Source organism: Rothia sp. HMSC065G12, from assembly GCF_001811455.1.
Lineage (GTDB): Bacteria > Actinomycetota > Actinomycetes > Actinomycetales > Micrococcaceae > Rothia > Rothia dentocariosa.
In genome coordinates this window covers 661,339-677,843 of record NZ_KV804815.1, presented here as the reverse complement: position 1 = coordinate 677,843, position 16,505 = coordinate 661,339, and the positions used below count along the sequence as shown (strand labels likewise).

Sequence of the window (16,505 nt, the reverse complement as noted above, 5' to 3'; positions counted from 1 at the left end):
GCGCTCTATGAAGGCTCAGCAGGAACCTTCCTAAGCACCTTCGCCAGATGCGAGGCATCAGCGGTAGTGCGTCCATCCTCGGGTTGAGGGAAACGCACCCCGCAGGTCGTCACATGATGTTCCGCAGACATAGGCGCCTGAGGATACGCCCCGGGCTCGCCTACCGTCAGGATCCTGCCTAGAGTTCCAGGACCGTGAGCTACTGGATATGCTGTATAACCATCCGCGCCTGTGCGGTACGCGACCGCCAGCATTCGGTACCGTTCATGCTCGGATCGCTGCATTAAATCTTCACAATACGTGGTGTACCTGCCATCAAGGGTTGCGACCAGAATGCCTCGGGAATACAGCATCATATCTGGTTTCGCAAAGGCCACACCCTGCTGGCGACCCTCAGCATTGCGGTGATAAAGCATACCAACGGGGCTTTCCACACGCACTTCTAAACCGGTATCCGTGAGGGCCCGCACCAACATTTTTCGCCATAATGACGAAGTATCAAATTTAATATTTGCCAGCACACCCGCTTCATACGGACTATCGCTTAAACCAAAGCCATATTGTTGCGACAAAATAGATTGCGCATAGTGGTAAGCGCGCAAAGTTTGTGCCGACAATCGCATAGCAAAAGCAGGGGAGAGCGTTTCGGTCAGCAGACTACGAATATTCTGCGTGCTCACATCACGCAACACAGACTCGTACCCTAAAGCATCGTCGACGACCTCATTATCGGCGGCATGAGTTGCCACCTGCTGTAATCCGGCGCGGATCATTTGCCATAAATGCGTATCCGTCGTCAGAGAATCGAACTCGCAAACAACCCCAATACGTCGGTTAATCCGCCGGTTTACAAGCTCGCGTGGAAGCATACGACCACGCACAAAAAGTAATTCATCCACCTCAGGCTCAAAAACCGGACGACGATGCGCCAAAGCCTGCCCGCTTGAATCAACAAAAACGCGGTACATAGCCTCTTTGAGCGAAGGAATATGCGGAAAAAGTTCGGAACCCTGCGGGGTAATGTCACGATGTCCCTGAATAATTGCCTGTTCCTCATGATGCTCTGCCAGCATACGCCATAACAAAGAAACCTTCTGCCAGCCAGTACCTTGACCACCTGCCGAAAAGTCCATATTCTCACGGGCTGTAGCCGGTCCTAAAACCCGTCCACAAACCGTAGCAGCCACTGCATAGACAGGCTTTTCAGGGTACTCCAGCGCTGTCCACAGTGGATCTGAGGCACCGCCCTCATTATCATCATCATGCGGCGGCAGGGCAGAGCCCGAAACCGTCTCTAAATACCCAGCCCAAGGCTTCGGAAGCACCAGAATCTCAGTCTCATAGACATAGAGAGATAACGTACTGTAATCGCTATGCTCGTAAAGCGAAGACTCAGGATCCTGCACAGAGGAGAACTGTCCGCCTGCCTCAGGGGCGATTTTCACATTAAAAGGCGCAATAACTTCCGGCTGCTCAGCCGATACCCATTGTTTGCACCAGAGCTTGGGCAACACATGGATAACCAGAGTATGCACGGCACCCGGCTGAGGATGCGTGTGTTTTAGGATCGTAACGCCGACACCGTTACCACGCGCGCTCGCTTGAAAGTAGCGAACTTCACTCACCACTCGTTACTTCCAACCAGGGAATTTGACCTGCGGGCTTAGGAGCAGAAGGCAGACCGGGACCGCTCCATGAACCAACCACGCGTGGGCGGCTGCCGAGTCGCTGGCCCACCATCTTGACGGATAGCCCATTGATAGAACCGATCTTTTCGAGAATGCCGGAACTGATATTGAAAGTCGCTGCAATTTCCGCAAGCTGGGTTAACAAAGCCCGTGCAATGTCTTCGGGGGTGGAATTTCGAGAGAAGAAATAGGAATGTCCTAGACGTGCATCGGGGCCAACCTCGGATTCAAGAATGGCGTTAATATCCGCATACCGTTCTATAACGATGTCTAATTCTTCAGAAATAGCACCTCGTTCAGCTTCAAGTTCTGTACGCAAATCTGTTTCATTGTGAGGATTCATTTCCATCCAGATAAAGCGACGGCGCAAAGCCAAATCAATGGTACCCACAGAGCGGTCGGTAGAATTCATAGTTCCCAGAATGTGCAGGTTATCTGGAACTACTAAACGGTTATATATTTTACCCTGATAATAAAGCGGAGTTTGCAAAGTCGCATAGGTGAAACCCTGGGGAATATCCGCATCAGCTGCAAATACTGAACCGTAAAGTTTTTCACGATGATCCTGAAGTTTTTTTACGGAAACACGCTTTGACGTTTCAATAACGAGCATAAGGTCGCCGAAAACACGGGAGGTATTGGCGCGGTTAATCTCGTCAATGAAAAGCAGATGTGGTGTCGTGGGGTTCTCAACAGCTTTTCGGCAGGCTTGAAGAAATACACCTTCGTGAGACACAAATTCAGGCTCATCTTCTTGGCGTGAAAAGTTTGGACGCAGACCGCTCACGAACTCTTCGTAACTCGTGGACGGGTGGAAGACTACCGTTGTAATGTTGGCCTTGCCGTACCCAGTATCCTCACGTGAGAGAGTATTGATCTGGTAAGACTTTCCACAGCCCGCGACTCCCTCAAGAACAACACATTTATTTTTAAAAAGAGATTTTGCAACAGGCCCGGTGGGATAAAACCTGCCGCTTTCTTCTTCAACTGCATTGAGGGTATTCTCAAAATCTTTAGGCGTGGGTTTTTTCCGTTGAGTAGGCGGTTTTTCGATTAAAGGTTTAATATGCTGCGAAATGAGATCCTGAAGTTGTACAGGAACTCGGGAATATGGCATTCCGGCAGAATTTCCAAAATAGATGCAAATACGAATATCGCGGTATATGGAAAATTTTTTTACGGTATCTTGTGAACGTTTATGGGCTTCCTGTACTGCGGTATTAAAAAGAGGAATGCACTCCACAAGCTGGAGTGCAGAAATATTAGGATTTTGATTCTCAGCAGCTTTAATTTGACGATCGATAATACGGTTCATGCCACCCGGAAGCAGGTTGTCATGGCCGTCAAGGATCATACGCAGAGTTTCCCGAAAACCTTGCCAAATATTCTCGTAGAAAGCATGTTCTGTTTGAACGATAGTGTCGTTGTATTTAAAGGAGTAATATACCTGCACGCTACCATTAAAAGGTTTACTCGGTAGTATTTGAGTATTCTTTTGTTGTGCGGATTTAATTTTCTCGACAAAAGTATAAAAAGATACAAATTCGGAATCATGGATACTTTCTCCAAAAGCCCACGACGATGTAATCTCCGCGTCTATACTTTTAAAGTTTGCCTGGAGGTTGTTAGACACTGAAGTCCCTTGGTGATTGTGGTGATTCTGACCTTCCAATTATATACCGAGACATGGAGTAAAAAATATCATCAAAACATATTTATTTGATAAAGCTCCACCTGTGATAGAAGCCCCTCGGAAGTTGTACTGGACGGTTTTCAAGCGTAAAAAGTTCCCTCGTTCCTGCATCATGCAGGAACGAGGGAACCTGTTAATTTGGCTTTACGCTGAAAGCCCGGCTAGAACACAATAGATCTAGTCGTCGGTATGTGTTGTCTGAATTGCGTTAACGTTATTCAGATCGTACTTGGCAAACGCCTTGGCAGCTGCATCGGCGGGCACCTTACCGTCCTTTGCCAACAGCTGCAGGGCACGAACTACCATTGACTGAGCATCAATGTGGAAGAAGCGACGTGCACCGGGGCGGGTATCCGCGAAACCGAAGCCATCGGCTCCCAGAGTTGCAAAATCGTTCGGGAGGAACTGGCGAATCTGGTCAGGCATAGCCGACATGTAATCGGAGGTCGCCACAATAGGACCTTCAGCACCGGCAAGCTTCTGAGTCACGTAGGGTACACGTGCAGGCTTATCGGGGTTGAGTAAGGTTTCTTCCTCAGCAGCAAGACCTTCGCGGCGCAACTCGTTCCACGAGGTTACCGACCATACATCAGCCGAAACGCCCCAGTCCTCAGCCAAGAGTTTCTGAGCTTCCAAAGCCCACGGTACAGCAACACCGGAGGCGAGCAGCTGAGTCTTGGGTCCGGAGGTAAGCTCAGAATCCTTGAGCTTGTAGATGCCCTTGAGCAGACCATCAATATCCAGGTTCTCGGGTTCTGCAGGCTGGTGGATCGGCTCGTTGTACACGGTCAGGGAGTACATGACATCGTGATCTTCATCGAGGTTACCGTACATCTGCTCAAGACCACGCTTGACGATGTGCCCGATCTCGTAGCCGTATGCAGGGTCGTAGTGCTTCACTGCAGGGTTAGTGCTTGCCAGGATAGGGGAATGGCCATCCATATGCTGCAGACCCTCGCCGGAAAGCGTGGTACGACCCGCAGTAGCGCCGATAATAAAGCCTCGTGCCAACTGGTCGGCAGCAGCCCAGAAAGCGTCGCCGGTGCGCTGGAAACCGAACATCGAGTAGAAGATGTAAATCGGGATCATCGGCTCACCGTGCGTATCGAAAGAGGTACCGGTCGCGATAAATGCTGCGGTCGCGCCAGCCTCGTTAATACCCACGTGCAAAATCTGACCCAGCGGCGACTCCGTGTAGGAGAGCATAAGCTCGTGGTCAACAGGAACGTAGTTCTGTCCGTTCGGGTTGTACAGCTTAGCTGAGGGGAAGAATGCGTCCATACCGAAGGTACGTGCCTCATCGGGAGTAATAGGCACAATACGGTGGCCGAAGCCCTTGACACGCATTAGGTCCTTCATGAGACGCACGAATGCCATTGTGGATGCGGCAAGCTGCTTGCCTGACCCCTTCTTGGTACCCGCGTAGACCTTGTCGTCCGGCAGTTGAATCTCAGGCTGAGTATTGGGGCGACCGGGGAGGAAACCACCGAGTTCTTCGCGACGCTTGAGCATGTACTGAATTGCCGGGTTGTCCTGACCGGGACGGTAGTACGGAGGGTTGTAGAGGTCCTTCTCCAGCTCTTCATCAGAGATCGGGATGTTCAGATGGTCACGGAAGCCCTTGAGCGCTTCCATGGTGAACTTCTTGATCTGGTGGGTCGAGTTACGGGACTCGAAGTAGGGGCCAAGAGCGTAACCCTTAATGGACTGTGCCAGAATAACGGTCGGACGTCCCTTAGTCTCCAGCGCTTCTTTGTATGCAGCGTAGATCTTCTTGTAGTCGTGACCGCCGCGGCGAATAGCCCAGATTTCGTCATCGGTCAGGTCAGCAACAAGTTCCTTGGTTTCGGGGTACTTGCCGTAGAAGTGCTCACGGATGTAACCGCCGTCTTCGCCGCGGAAGTTCTGGTAGTCGCCGTCCAAGGTTTCGTTCAGCAGTTGGATGAGCTTACCGCTCTTGTCCTTAGCGAGAAGCTCGTCCATCTCGGAGCCCCAGACAACCTTGATGACATGCCATCCGGCACCGCGGAAGAACCCTTCGAGCTCCTGGATGATCTTGCCATTACCACGCACAGGACCGTCAAGACGCTGCAGGTTGCAGTTAACCACGAAGGTCAGGTTATCGAGTTTTTCGTTAGCCGCGAGCTGCAGTGCACCGCGTGATTCGGGCTCATCCATCTCGCCATCGCCGAGGAATGCCCAGACGTGCTGCTGCGAAGTGTCCTTGATACCGCGGTTCTGCAAGTAGCGGTTAAAGGAAGCCTGGTGAATAGCATTAAGGGGGCCTAGACCCATCGATACTGTGGGGAACTGCCAGAACTCAGGCATGCACCGGGGGTGCGGGTAAGAGGGAATGCCATGCTCGCCCTTGGTCTTCTCCTGACGGAAGCCATCCATGTCCTCTTCGCTGAGGCGGCCCTCAACGAAAGCGCGCGCATAGTTACCGGGAGAGGCGTGGCCCTGGAAGAATACCTGGTCACCGCCGCCGGGGTGATTGCGTCCGCGGAAGAAGTTGTTGAACCCAACTTCATAAAGATCAGCGATACCTGCATAGGTGGAGATGTGTCCACCAACACCGATGCCCTGTTTCTGTGCGCGCTGCACCATAATGGCAGCGTTCCAGCGAATCCAGTTACGGTATTGTTCTTCAAGGTCAGCATCGCCGGGGTATTCAGGCTGCTGGTCGACTGCAATGGTGTTAATGTAGTCGGTCTTGGTTAGAACCGGTACCTCAACGCCTTTCTTGCCTGCTTCCTGAATTAGGGATCGCAGGATGTACTCGGCACGTTCGGTGCCGTGAGTTTTGATGAGGTCCTCAAGGGACTCGGTCCACTCCTGAGTCTCCTCAACGTCGACGTCCTTGAGGCCGTCAAGTAGAGTACTCAGGGAGTGTTCGTTCGGTACGTTAGCCAAACTAATCCAACCTCTCTTCTTATCCAATTGTGAAGGCGCTTGTGGCGCTGGTGCGAGGCACCCTTTGGTAAGCATGCGCACAGTGTTCTAGGAGCATACTTCTTTCTCTACTATCTTAGACCTTATTTTGATCTCTGATGACTGTTTTTGAGGTTTTTTCGTTGGAGGCTTTGGGTTATGAATGAAAGTGGGCAGGTTGGTGCGATATTCCGCGGTAAGAATTTTTGCCTAAAATGTGCAAATTTCCCGATATAGGGGCTTTCCCCCTTAAAATTTGACACCTTGAGGCATGTTGTTATTTGTGTTTATGTGGTTTTATGAGGGGTATAGTCATGGGGTGAAGACTTTGAGGGCGTAGTAACCACTATCTAATTCTGATGTGACATATAACATGCACATCTCAGTTGCGAGTACATGAGAAACCCCGTATAGTATTACCTTGTTCGCAGGAAAACAAAGGTTTTTATGGCGAAAATTGGGTCTTTAGCTCAGCTGGTAGAGCGCCACGTTTACACCGTGGATGTCATCGGTTCGATCCCGGTAGGACCCACACATAAATCCCGTACCGTAACAGGCGGTACGGGATTTTCCTTTATATCCACTCTCTCCGCGCATTATGGGTATATCGTGGAATGCTCACAATAATCATTCAAAGACTGCCGAATGTTATTCCTGTCTAATCCAAACGCTTAATTCCTTGGATACACGCGGATAAAACGTAAAACAGCGTATTCTTGTATACATGACTGAAAACAAGAAGGCACAGATTGGTGTTACCGGGCTTGCCGTCATGGGCGCTAACCTAGCACGTAACCTAGCACGTAACGGGTACACCGTAGCACTGCATAACCGTTCTGTTGAGAAGACCGATGCCTTGCTCTCTGAGCACGGCGCAGACGGTGACTTCATCCGTACCGAGTCGCTTCAAGGTTTGGTGGACTCGCTCGAATCTCCTCGCCGCATCCTGATTATGGTAAAGGCGGGTGCCCCCGTAGACGCTGTTATTGAGCAGTTAACTCCTCTTCTTGATGAGGGGGACATTATTATTGACGGCGGTAACTCTCATTTCCCCGATACTATTCGCCGTGAACGATCTCTTGCAGAAAAAGGTATGCACTTTGTGGGCGTCGGCGTTTCTGGTGGCGAAGAAGGTGCCCTCTGGGGACCCTCGATTATGCCGGGCGGTTCGGCTGAATCCTACAAGCATGTAGGTCCTATGTTAGAGAAAATTTCAGCAAAAGCGCCGCAGGATGGTTCTCCCTGTTGCGCCTGGATCTCTACCGATGGCGCAGGACATTTCGTCAAAATGGTGCATAACGGAATTGAGTACGCCGATATGCAGGTTATTGGCGAAGCCTACGATATTCTACGTTCTGTTGCAGGTATTGAACCCGCCGAGCAGGCTGAAATCTTCAAGAAATGGAATGAGACCGACCTCAGCTCATATCTGATTGAGATTACCTCGGAAGTCTTGGCACAGGTTGATGCGAAGACCGGTAAACCGTTGGTAGACGTTATTCTTGACCAGGCCGGTCAGAAGGGTACCGGTCGTTGGACCGTTCAGGCTGCTCTTGACTTGGGAGCTCCAGTATCCGCTATCGCTGAATCTGTCTTCGCTCGTGCCCTGTCTTCTTCAGATGTTAAGGCGCGTGCACAGGCTCAGCAGGAACTTCCTGCTGGTCTCATCGCGACCACCGGAGTCGGTGCAGGCGATCCCGAATTTGTCGAAGACGTGCGCCGTGCGCTCTTTGCCTCAAAACTGGTGGCGTATGCACAGGGTATGGATATGATCGCTCGTGCCGGGCAGGAATACGGCTGGGAACTGCACCTTGACACTATCGCATCGCTTTGGCGTGCTGGATGCATTATTCGCGCGGAGCTTCTGGGCGATATTATGGCGGCTTACGCGGGTGAGGTACCGGCCAATATGCTTCTCGCACCCGCCTTCAAGAATCTGATGGAAGAGCTTGTTCCTTCTTGGCGCCGTGTGGTTGCAAAGGCTACCGCGTTGGGTGTGCCGGTTCCGGTCTTCTCCTCGGCGCTTTCTTACTATGACGGACTGCGCCGCGACCGTCTGCCTGCAGCCCTTATTCAGGGGCAGCGTGACTTCTTTGGAGCGCACACCTATGGACGTGTGGACGCAGAAGGCGCATTTCACACTATGTGGAGCGGTGACCGTTCAGAAGTAAACGCTGCAGATATCCACGTTCACTAGAACCTGGATCTTAAGAACAGCGTCAATAAAAGGGGTGTGGCCGCTTCGTGAGAAAGCAGCCACACCCCTTTTTTTGTCTGTGTTTTGTCCGTATGCGCGTGATCCAGTGACCGATAGACTGAGAACCTGGAGAACACGCTGCGAGCAATGATGCTCTGTCTGCCCAAAGAAGACCTGGAGTCGTGGGTGGTTCACACGGGTAACACCAGATTATCGGTGGATTTAATGACCTTATTCAGGGTACAGAAACCTTATATCGTAGTAGTTGCACTATTGAGGTTTGCGGCGAGATGCCGTTATAGATAAAACAACACCACAAACCTCATAGAGAGCACCACTCAAGATTAGATCCACATTGCCGGGTCGATATATTCCACAGCATCGACCAGAGGCTTCTTCTTCTCGGGTGTACGCAGACGATGTTTCGCAGGGATACCCGTAATTATGGAATCACGCGGATGATCGTTCACCACCACGGCATTTGCTCCGATAGCGCTATCTGCCCCAATGACTACTGGACCCAGCACCTTAGCACCAGCACCGATTGTTACTCTGTCTTCGATTGTGGGGTGGCGCTTAATCTTTTCAAGCGAGCGACCGCCGAGAGTAACGCCATGATAGAGCATCACATCATCACCTATTTCGGTGGTCTCACCAATAACGATACCCATGCCATGATCGATAAAAAAACGCCGCCCAATGACGGCCCCTGGATGGATCTCGACACCGGTCAAAAAACGGGTGAGCTGCGAGAGGGTACGAGCTAGAGATTTCGTGCCGTCCTTTTGCCAAAGTTTGTGTGTAAGCCGGTGAGCCCATATCGCATGCATGCCCGAATAGTTAAGCATGATTTCGCCAGCCCCACGCGCCGCTGGATCATGCTCTCGAACATTTTCAATGTCTTCGCGCAGACGGGCAAAAAATCCCATAATCTTCTTTCTGTTACCGTAGATACTTCCCCAAGGTACCAACATCGAAGCCAGTTTTCATATTAGGCGCGCCTGCGCCGCACAATATTGATGTTGACCCTTTATTGCGTACAACTAGAAAAGAATACTGAAATTCCCTATTCTTCTCTGAGCAGAGGAAACGCCCCACAGCACCGTAGCGAACGGAAGCGTGGGGCGTTGTTTCTTGAGGAAGGTTAGCCGCGGATATCTTCGTAGAGTACCGTAGAGATATAGCGTTCACCGAAGTCGGGAACAACTGCAACGATCAGCTTATCCTTATTTTCGGACTTCTTAGCTTCTTCCAATGCTGCATAGACGGCTGCGCCGGAAGAAATACCACCCAGGATACCCTCCTGGGTCGCCAGCGCGCGGGAAGTACGGATCGCTTCTTCACCAGATACTGCGATGACCGAATCGTAGATTTCGCGGTCGAGAGTATCCGGCACGAAGTTAGCGCCCAAGCCTTGAATCTTATGCGGACCAACGCGGCCTTCAGACAGGAGCGGTGAATCCTGAGGTTCAACGGCAACAATCTGCAGGTTGGGGTTCTTCTCCTTCAAGTACTTGCCAGCACCGGAGATAGTACCGCCGGTACCGATACCCGATACGAAAATATCAATCTTGCCGTCAGTCGCATCCCAAATTTCAGGGCCGGTGGTCTTGTAGTGAATAGCAGGGTTTGCCTCATTGGAGAACTGCGATGCGAGAATTGCGTTGTCCGTGGTGGCAACGATTTCCTGTGCCTTCTCAACAGCGCCGCGCATGCCGTCGGTGCCGGGAGTGAGAACAATTTTCGCACCGTAAGCGCGAAGCAGTACTCGACGTTCAGCCGACATGGTCTCGGGCATTGTCAAAATAACGTTGTATCCACGTGCTGCACCAACCATTGCAAGGGCAATACCGGTGTTTCCAGAAGTCCCTTCGACAATGGTACCGCCGGGCTTGAGAGCTCCGGCTTCTTCAGCGGCATCAATGATGGCGCGGCCGATGCGGTCTTTCACAGAGCCTGCGGGGTTGTAGAATTCGAGCTTGACGGCTACGTTGCCGGGCAAACCAGCATCGAGGCGGTTGAGTCGAACAAGGGGAGTCTGACCAATAGCATCAACAATGCTGTTTACGATCTCTGCCACAGTATTTAATCCTTTAGTGTGTGGTGAAAAATCCGATTGATTTTCCGGGGAACCTTGGGTACGTGAGAAACTTTACTACGCTGCGGGTAGCGGTGTAAGTTTACCCGTCACAGTTCGTAATATGCTACTGAGTTGGGAATAAAAACGCTGGCGGCGGTGTAGCAGGCAATAATTTTTCACCCTTAATAGTCCGCGTGCCGTATATATTTCCCATTGGAAAATTATACGGCACGGCGTTCCTTCTCGAGGTTCTAAGCGGTACTAATGGTCGAGTGAAAGAATAGTCCAAGCGTTATTCTGGTACTTTGCTTTGATATCGATATCTTGATCTAGATTTAATCTGTTGTTTTGAGTGTCGGTTGCCGTACCGTCTTTAACAGTCCATGCGCCAAAATCGACTTTGAAATGACCCGGCCAGGTATATGTATCACCATCTTTGGTGGGAGAACCAGCTTTGAGGGCGATGGTTACAACGGGGTTATCGGTCCACGTAGTACCCCCGAGGAAAGGGGAGTTAGACATAAAGAATACTTTGGTTCTCTCAGGAATATTGACCTCTTGAAGATAGCTCGTATCTCCAGTACGCAGTGCATATTGCATGGCAGCGGCGGCAAAAGCGAGGGTTGAGTATAGCCCGCCGGTTGAATCATCGTTGATGTCTTGAGGCTTCTTGGGTTTTGGAACATTCTGCGCTGGATGCTCCTTTGTTGCGGGCTCATAAGAACCTGCAGATTCGTCATAGGAATCAAGTTTGACTTCGCCTTGGTAATCTTTGCCGCATGCGGTGAGCATTGGAATAACCGCGAGACTCAGTATTCCTAAAGTGGTAAATCTGAGCGTGTTACGGCGGGAAAATACCCCGGAAGTAGGCATGATGAAGTAGTCCTCTCTCATGGGATGGGTTGGTGATGGTTTTAGCTTACCTAAACTTTATTATTTGGTACAAGCTTTTAATGTATTTCGCACAAAGTTAACACGCACTCTAAACGCTTTTGTTTGAGTCGCATTTATACAAGCGTGAAAAGACAGCATTTTGACGAGCAGGTGACTGACTGCCAGCTGCTCGTAGAACTAGAGTTAAGCACAAGAGTCGAGAGAGTCGTCGCACACATTCTGATACCCGCGTTGTGTCGTCTGCTGGACTCTTGTTAATTGGTGTCTTTTCGGTACGAAGACTGCTGCTTTGGTGGGTAGGGGGAGCCTCACATAAATATTTTTCTGCCGCACGTATCTTGGTATGCGGTACAGAAAAGAGATTTGAAAAATAATCGAGAAGATATAAAAACACCGTATACTCAACGTTTGTGAGCATACGGTGTTGTGCTGCGGAACGATACCTATTAGTCGATATCCATGTGTAGATCCCACACGTTATTGATGTAGCGGCCTACAGCCTCGCCCTGCATACGTACGTAGCGTTTATCAGAAGGGGTATCTTGCTCTTTACCCTTATTGAAGAGTTTCTCGCCCAAATCAATGGTGAAATCGACGGTCCAGTTATAGGCACCCTGCGCGATAGTAGGCTGCTTGCTGCTAATAACCATTGTGGCCGAAGGCTTTTCGTACCATGTCTTTTCTTCAATACCCTTTGCTGTACGATCGGCGTATTTCTGGAGTGCATTTAGGGTATCAGCATCGGTGCTGACTTCCCGAACATATTTCATATCGCCGGTCTGCAGGAGGTAATCGACAGCAGCACCAAAATATGCAAGCGCAGAGGCAAAGCCCGCAACGGTGTTCTGGTGCATTGCTTCGGGAATAACGGGGGTGGGTACGTTCTGCGCGGGAGATTCCGCCGTAGCGGGCTGGTACTCTCCGGGGGTTTCGTACTGCTCTAACTTAGCGACTCCGGAGTAGTCTTTACCGTCGTTGACGAGTTCCGTAGGAGTCGGGGTGGGGGTAGGTGATTCGGAAGCTGAGGGGGTAGCAGAAGCTGAAGAGGAAGCGCTGGAGCTCTTCGTCTGAGAAGTGCTTGCGGAGGCTGAAGAATTAGATTCTTCTTTCTTATCGCTGCCGCACGCCGCTAAGAACGCGACACTTCCCATACTGAGAATCCCCAATGCTGCACGACGATTCAGAGCCGAAGACATCGTTATACCTTTCGTGTGAATGCATTAATCCCGTATAAGTCTAAACGTAAAACAAAACGAGATACTTGATTGTACCGAGGAATGTGACCTAACCCTAACCAAAGGTGAGTAACGTTACCGTATAAGGTAATACCTGGCATGGAGAGGGTATGGGTCTCATACACACTTAAAACGCCCGGGCAAAGGCTTATTGCCATGCCCAGCGCAGACTTAGAAGTCCCGTATTTTTCTCTAGAGAATCCGGTGAAGACTAGTCAGCAATGTCCCGAATAGCCCATGCGCCATCGGTGTATTTTGCCTTGATTTTTCCTTCACTTGTAACTTTTTGCTCATTTTCTGGAACGTTGATTGCTCTGTGTTGAGCGACCGCCCAGTCGCCCTTGGTGAGTGTGAGCTTTGCAGGCCAAAAGTATTCGTTGTCCTTTTGCTCCGGTTGATCGGTAGTGAGCTCAATCGTAACCGTGGGATTGGAGAGCCAGGTAGAACCATTGGTGATCTCTTCGATGGAATCTACAGTATGTTCTAGCTTGACCTCTTTGAGGTACTGGGCATCGCCCGTAATAAGCCGGTATTGCAGTGCAGCCGCAAAGAACGCGATAGTCGAGTAAAGGCCCGCTACTGAGTTGTCATTCATATTATTAGGCTTGACAGGTTTGGGTACGTTCCGTGCCGGATGCTCGCGTGACGCTAATTCATAAGTTCCGGCAGATGTATCGTAGCTATCAAGCTTAGCCTCGCCCTTATAGCTCGATCTTTCGGCGCTGTTTTGCGACGTATTGCCACACGCAGAGAGTACGGTGATTCCGCCCAGTCCAACAGTACCGAGGGCGGTGATGCGCAGGAGGATTCGGCGCGAAAAAGTGAAAGACATAAAATGCCCCTTCAACGTTGAAATAGCACTAGCTTCTCAAGTGTAGCTCTACATAGAAGACGCCCTGGCAAGATAGATATAGGGGACCCGCGAAATAGTTATACGTTGCTGTGCAGGAACCCCAATAGTTCACAGGGAAAGTAACACTGCTGCGCAGATAATACCGTATATACAGGGCTCTCCGACATGTGAGGGAAAATACATATCTAGAGGGTATATGTCGAGACATAAAACCCTTAGTTTGACTTTGAAGAACGCAAGGTGAAGAGCAGGAATTCAAAATACCCAGCCTCCGGGTTCCTGCATCAACAGAACCCCGAAGGCTGGGCAAGGGTAACGAACAGCTATTATTTCTTGGGATTAGCTGCTTGTTCTTCGGTTGCCGCAGGATCTGAGGCTCCACCCGTTGCCGATGCAGCAGGACTTGCTGCCGCATTTCCCGAGCTCTTCGTGCCATAGGATAGATTGAGTTCCCAGGATTTCGTGGTGGGATTGTAACGCCCACGGAAATCACAGTCTTGGGTATAGACTCGCTCTTCTTCCTTAACCGGTTTTATCTCGCCGTTCGTCACGCTTTCAGCACCGTAGTCGAATGTGTAGACGCTCTTGAAGAGTAGATTCCCATCGCTCATAATGGCGGGCTGTGACTCCTTGAGCTCGTACCAGGCAGATGGATCTACATACCAGGTTTTCTGCTCGATCCCTTGAGCGATAGTTTTAGCGAGCGCCTCATTTTCTTCGGCGTCGTTACCCGCAAGTTTGACCTTTTTCACGGCGTCGAGGCTGCCGGTTTTCACCAGGTAATCCCTAGCCGCAGCATAGTAAGCGACGGTCGCGTGGAAGCCTGTCACGCTATTTTCGTTGGCGTTATCCGGCAGCTTAGGCATAGGGGCGTTTTGTGGGGGATGCTCGGCATTACCTGGTTCGTAGGTATTTCCCGGCTCAAAATTATCAAATGTAATACGCCCGGAGTAGTTATTTCCGTCGTTGCTATATCCGTGTGGGTTTGAGGATTTTGGGCTTGGCGCAGAGCCGTTAGCGTTATTGCCATTTGACGTGTTGGTGGAGCTGTTCGAGGAACAAGCGGCGAGCATAGTGAGTCCGGCACCTGCTAAAACGGCTGTAACAGCTTGCCTGCGAGTTAAGTGCTGTGACATGGAAGCCTTTCGATGATTATGAGGGTTAAAGCGCATAGGCACCTTCACCCGGATGCGGTTGGAGAAGAAAATATTATGTCTCTATATTCTCATGCGGAGGTGCCGCTGAGCCTTCTTAGTTCTAGGACGGACTCGCGCCTGCCGTGGACTGCGGGTCACGAACTGTGAGCGTGAGTGACCAGGCTTCTTTCTCGAAGGTGCCTTGGATAGTACCCGCATAGTGGAATTTCTGCTGCTCGGCAGGTATTGCACTGGCCTGAGAGTTGACGACCTGCTGTTCTCCCAAACTGATATCGAGGGTGTATCGCCAGTCTTTTCGATAATCGTTCACGGCTGTTGGCATGCGTGAGGTGAGGGAGAGCGTGGCTTGAGGAGAAACATACCAGCTTTTGGCAGCCTGACTCTCACCAGTCTCGTCAGTGAAAAGCAGGAGAGCTTTGGTGAACTCGGGGTTGATCGTGATGACTTCCAGAGGATTGGTGTCACCGGTAGCCAAGAGATAATTGAGCGCCGCATTGAGGTAACCGATGGTATCGTAAAAACCTGCAATGGAGTTTTTGCCCATATTCTCTGTTTTGATGGGGACCGGAACGTTTTGCGCCGGATGTTCTGCGTTTGCGGGTACATAAGACCCTGCCGAGGTGTTGAAGCTCTCGAAAGCCACCTCACCGCTAAAATCGCTGCGTACATACTGACTTACCGAAGGGTCACTCGTAGCATGAGTTTGCTGGTTTCGAGAGCATGCGACTATCAAAGTGGTGGCTGCAGTGCCGAATAACCCTGCCCCAACGGTACGTAATACACAGCGTCGGGAATAGGGAAGTGAAGTTATCACGCGGAACCTTTCACGTTAAGAAATAAAGGATTAGGGGTTTAGTAATCGGCGGGTATGGTACTCACCTTTGGGGTATAGGTAGAAGTCGGTTGTGGAGCGGGTGTATAGGCTCGTGTGGGCTTTGCCGCTGGGTCAAACTGCTGTGGGGAGATGATGAGCCACCTGTCCTTCATCCATTGCGCGTAGAGAGCCGTAAAATCGCGTATTTCATCCTGCGAAAGCGGTTTCGTCACGTTTGTCGTTTTATTGATGAGCGTTCCGTTTTCCTGGGTAGCGGTGCATTCCCACGAGAATTTGCCGTTATGCTCTGTCGGTTTCTCCGAGACGGAGATTTTCCAGGTACCTCCAACGATCCAACTATTATTAGGTTCGGCGTACAGAGTTTCCCAGGCCTTAAGCCGCTCAAGATCGACGGTGTTTTCGCTATGTACCACTTTGAGAGCAGGGGTGAGATCTCCAGTCATGCGTGCATAGTTAATACACGCCACATAATAGGCGAAGGTGTTTCGCAGCCCCTGAAAATCCTCTTTGAACATCAGGTCGTCTTCTTGGGGGATGGGAACGTTCTGAGCCTTGCGATCGGCAGTTGCCGGGTCTGCCTGGGGAATCGGCACGACCTTTTCCCCGGTTTCGGGGTTCATACTGGGAGTGACCGGGGTGGCGGAATCGTAACGCTGCCAGAGTAGCTCTCCCGAAAGATTTCCATAGTGTGCGCCTGTCTCTGAGGGGGATGCTCCCTCAGCGGTTGCTAAACCAGCGGCAGAATTAGAGGAATCGTTAGAGGAACATGAAACTAATAATGGTGCGGCAGCAACGGCGCTGCCAGTAAAGACGAAGAACTGGCGACGTGAAGGGCGCATAGCAACTCCCAAAATATCGTTATTTCCAGAAAATCTGAAACCCGGGTTTAGTGTGTAAAACCAGACTAGGGCGTGGTGGGTGAAAGCACAAACGTACAGCGAC

General features: G+C 50.8%; 12 protein-coding genes and 1 tRNA gene. 2 read left to right on the top strand and 11 right to left on the bottom strand.

Annotated elements, in window-relative coordinates:
* Positions 1 to 5 precede the first annotated feature (5 nt).
* From HMPREF2804_RS08080 to aceE, 3 genes are all read right to left on the bottom strand, one after another.
* Entirely contained in the window at positions 6 to 1,625 is a 1,620-nt protein-coding gene (locus tag HMPREF2804_RS08080; RefSeq protein WP_246824221.1) for an McrC family protein, read from the bottom strand.
* Positions 1,618 to 3,321: an McrB family protein gene (locus HMPREF2804_RS08075; RefSeq protein WP_048752357.1), complete on the bottom strand. Its 1,704-nt coding sequence runs from the start codon at positions 3,319 to 3,321 to the stop codon at positions 1,618 to 1,620. The genes HMPREF2804_RS08080 and HMPREF2804_RS08075 overlap by 8 nt, the downstream gene beginning before the upstream one ends.
* A 237-nt stretch (positions 3,322 to 3,558) precedes the next feature.
* Positions 3,559 to 6,294 carry a pyruvate dehydrogenase (acetyl-transferring), homodimeric type gene (gene aceE, locus HMPREF2804_RS08070; RefSeq protein ID WP_070627919.1) on the bottom strand — a complete coding sequence of 912 codons (2,736 nt, stop codon included), beginning with the start codon at positions 6,292 to 6,294 and terminating at the stop codon, positions 3,559 to 3,561.
* 477 nt (positions 6,295 to 6,771) lie between these two features.
* On the opposite strand from aceE, the gene HMPREF2804_RS08065 reads away from it, so the two are divergent.
* Positions 6,772 to 6,844 (top strand) — tRNA-Val (locus HMPREF2804_RS08065).
* Positions 6,845 to 7,036: 192 nt separating this feature from the next.
* Entirely contained in the window at positions 7,037 to 8,509 is a 1,473-nt protein-coding gene (gene gndA, locus HMPREF2804_RS08060) for an NADP-dependent phosphogluconate dehydrogenase (RefSeq protein ID WP_004004915.1), read from the top strand.
* A 344-nt stretch (positions 8,510 to 8,853) separates the two neighbouring features.
* Here the strand turns inward: gndA and epsC are convergent, their stop codons facing one another.
* The 8 genes from epsC to HMPREF2804_RS08020 form a co-directional block, all read right to left on the bottom strand.
* The gene (gene epsC / locus HMPREF2804_RS08055) at positions 8,854 to 9,438 is read right to left on the bottom strand and encodes a serine O-acetyltransferase EpsC (protein WP_041321815.1); all 585 of its coding nucleotides are present in this window, start codon (positions 9,436 to 9,438) and stop codon (positions 8,854 to 8,856) included.
* Positions 9,439 to 9,653: 215 nt separating this feature from the next.
* Complete coding sequence (gene cysK, locus HMPREF2804_RS08050; protein ID WP_004004913.1) at positions 9,654 to 10,589, bottom strand: cysteine synthase A; 936 nt, start codon at positions 10,587 to 10,589, stop codon at positions 9,654 to 9,656.
* 261 nt (positions 10,590 to 10,850) lie between these two features.
* Entirely contained in the window at positions 10,851 to 11,462 is a 612-nt protein-coding gene (locus HMPREF2804_RS08045; protein WP_238789008.1) for a DUF6318 family protein, read from the bottom strand.
* A gap of 467 nt (positions 11,463 to 11,929) precedes the next feature.
* On the bottom strand, positions 11,930 to 12,679 hold the full coding sequence (locus HMPREF2804_RS08040; protein WP_004004911.1) for a DUF6318 family protein: 750 nt from the start codon (positions 12,677 to 12,679) through the stop codon (positions 11,930 to 11,932).
* A gap of 250 nt (positions 12,680 to 12,929) precedes the next feature.
* A complete protein-coding gene (locus tag HMPREF2804_RS08035) occupies positions 12,930 to 13,550 on the bottom strand; it encodes a DUF6318 family protein (RefSeq protein ID WP_048751518.1) in 621 nt (206 codons plus the stop codon).
* Positions 13,551 to 13,897: 347 nt separating this feature from the next.
* Positions 13,898 to 14,707, bottom strand: a complete 810-nt coding sequence (locus HMPREF2804_RS08030; RefSeq protein ID WP_048751516.1) for a DUF6318 family protein — start codon at positions 14,705 to 14,707, stop codon at positions 13,898 to 13,900.
* Positions 14,708 to 14,828: 121 nt separating this feature from the next.
* On the bottom strand, positions 14,829 to 15,542 hold the full coding sequence (locus HMPREF2804_RS08025) for a DUF6318 family protein (RefSeq protein WP_070448509.1): 714 nt from the start codon (positions 15,540 to 15,542) through the stop codon (positions 14,829 to 14,831).
* 38 nt (positions 15,543 to 15,580) lie between these two features.
* Positions 15,581 to 16,402, bottom strand: a complete 822-nt coding sequence (locus HMPREF2804_RS08020; RefSeq protein WP_246824220.1) for a DUF6318 family protein — start codon at positions 16,400 to 16,402, stop codon at positions 15,581 to 15,583.
* Positions 16,403 to 16,505 lie beyond the last annotated feature (103 nt).

Bases quoted from the DNA above. Each gene is read 5' to 3' on its own strand.
- gndA (WP_004004915.1), top strand. From the start codon at position 7,037: ATGACTGAAAACAAGAAGGCACAGATTGGTGTTACCGGGCTTGCCGTC.
- epsC (WP_041321815.1), bottom strand. From the start codon at position 9,438: ATGGGATTTTTTGCCCGTCTGCGCGAAGACATTGAAAATGTTCGAGAG.
- HMPREF2804_RS08045 (WP_238789008.1), bottom strand. From the start codon at position 11,462: ATGCCTACTTCCGGGGTATTTTCCCGCCGTAACACGCTCAGATTTACC.
- HMPREF2804_RS08040 (WP_004004911.1), bottom strand. From the start codon at position 12,679: ATGTCTTCGGCTCTGAATCGTCGTGCAGCATTGGGGATTCTCAGTATG.
- HMPREF2804_RS08035 (WP_048751518.1), bottom strand. From the start codon at position 13,550: ATGTCTTTCACTTTTTCGCGCCGAATCCTCCTGCGCATCACCGCCCTC.
- HMPREF2804_RS08030 (WP_048751516.1), bottom strand. From the start codon at position 14,707: ATGTCACAGCACTTAACTCGCAGGCAAGCTGTTACAGCCGTTTTAGCA.
- HMPREF2804_RS08020 (WP_246824220.1), bottom strand. From the start codon at position 16,402: ATGCGCCCTTCACGTCGCCAGTTCTTCGTCTTTACTGGCAGCGCCGTT.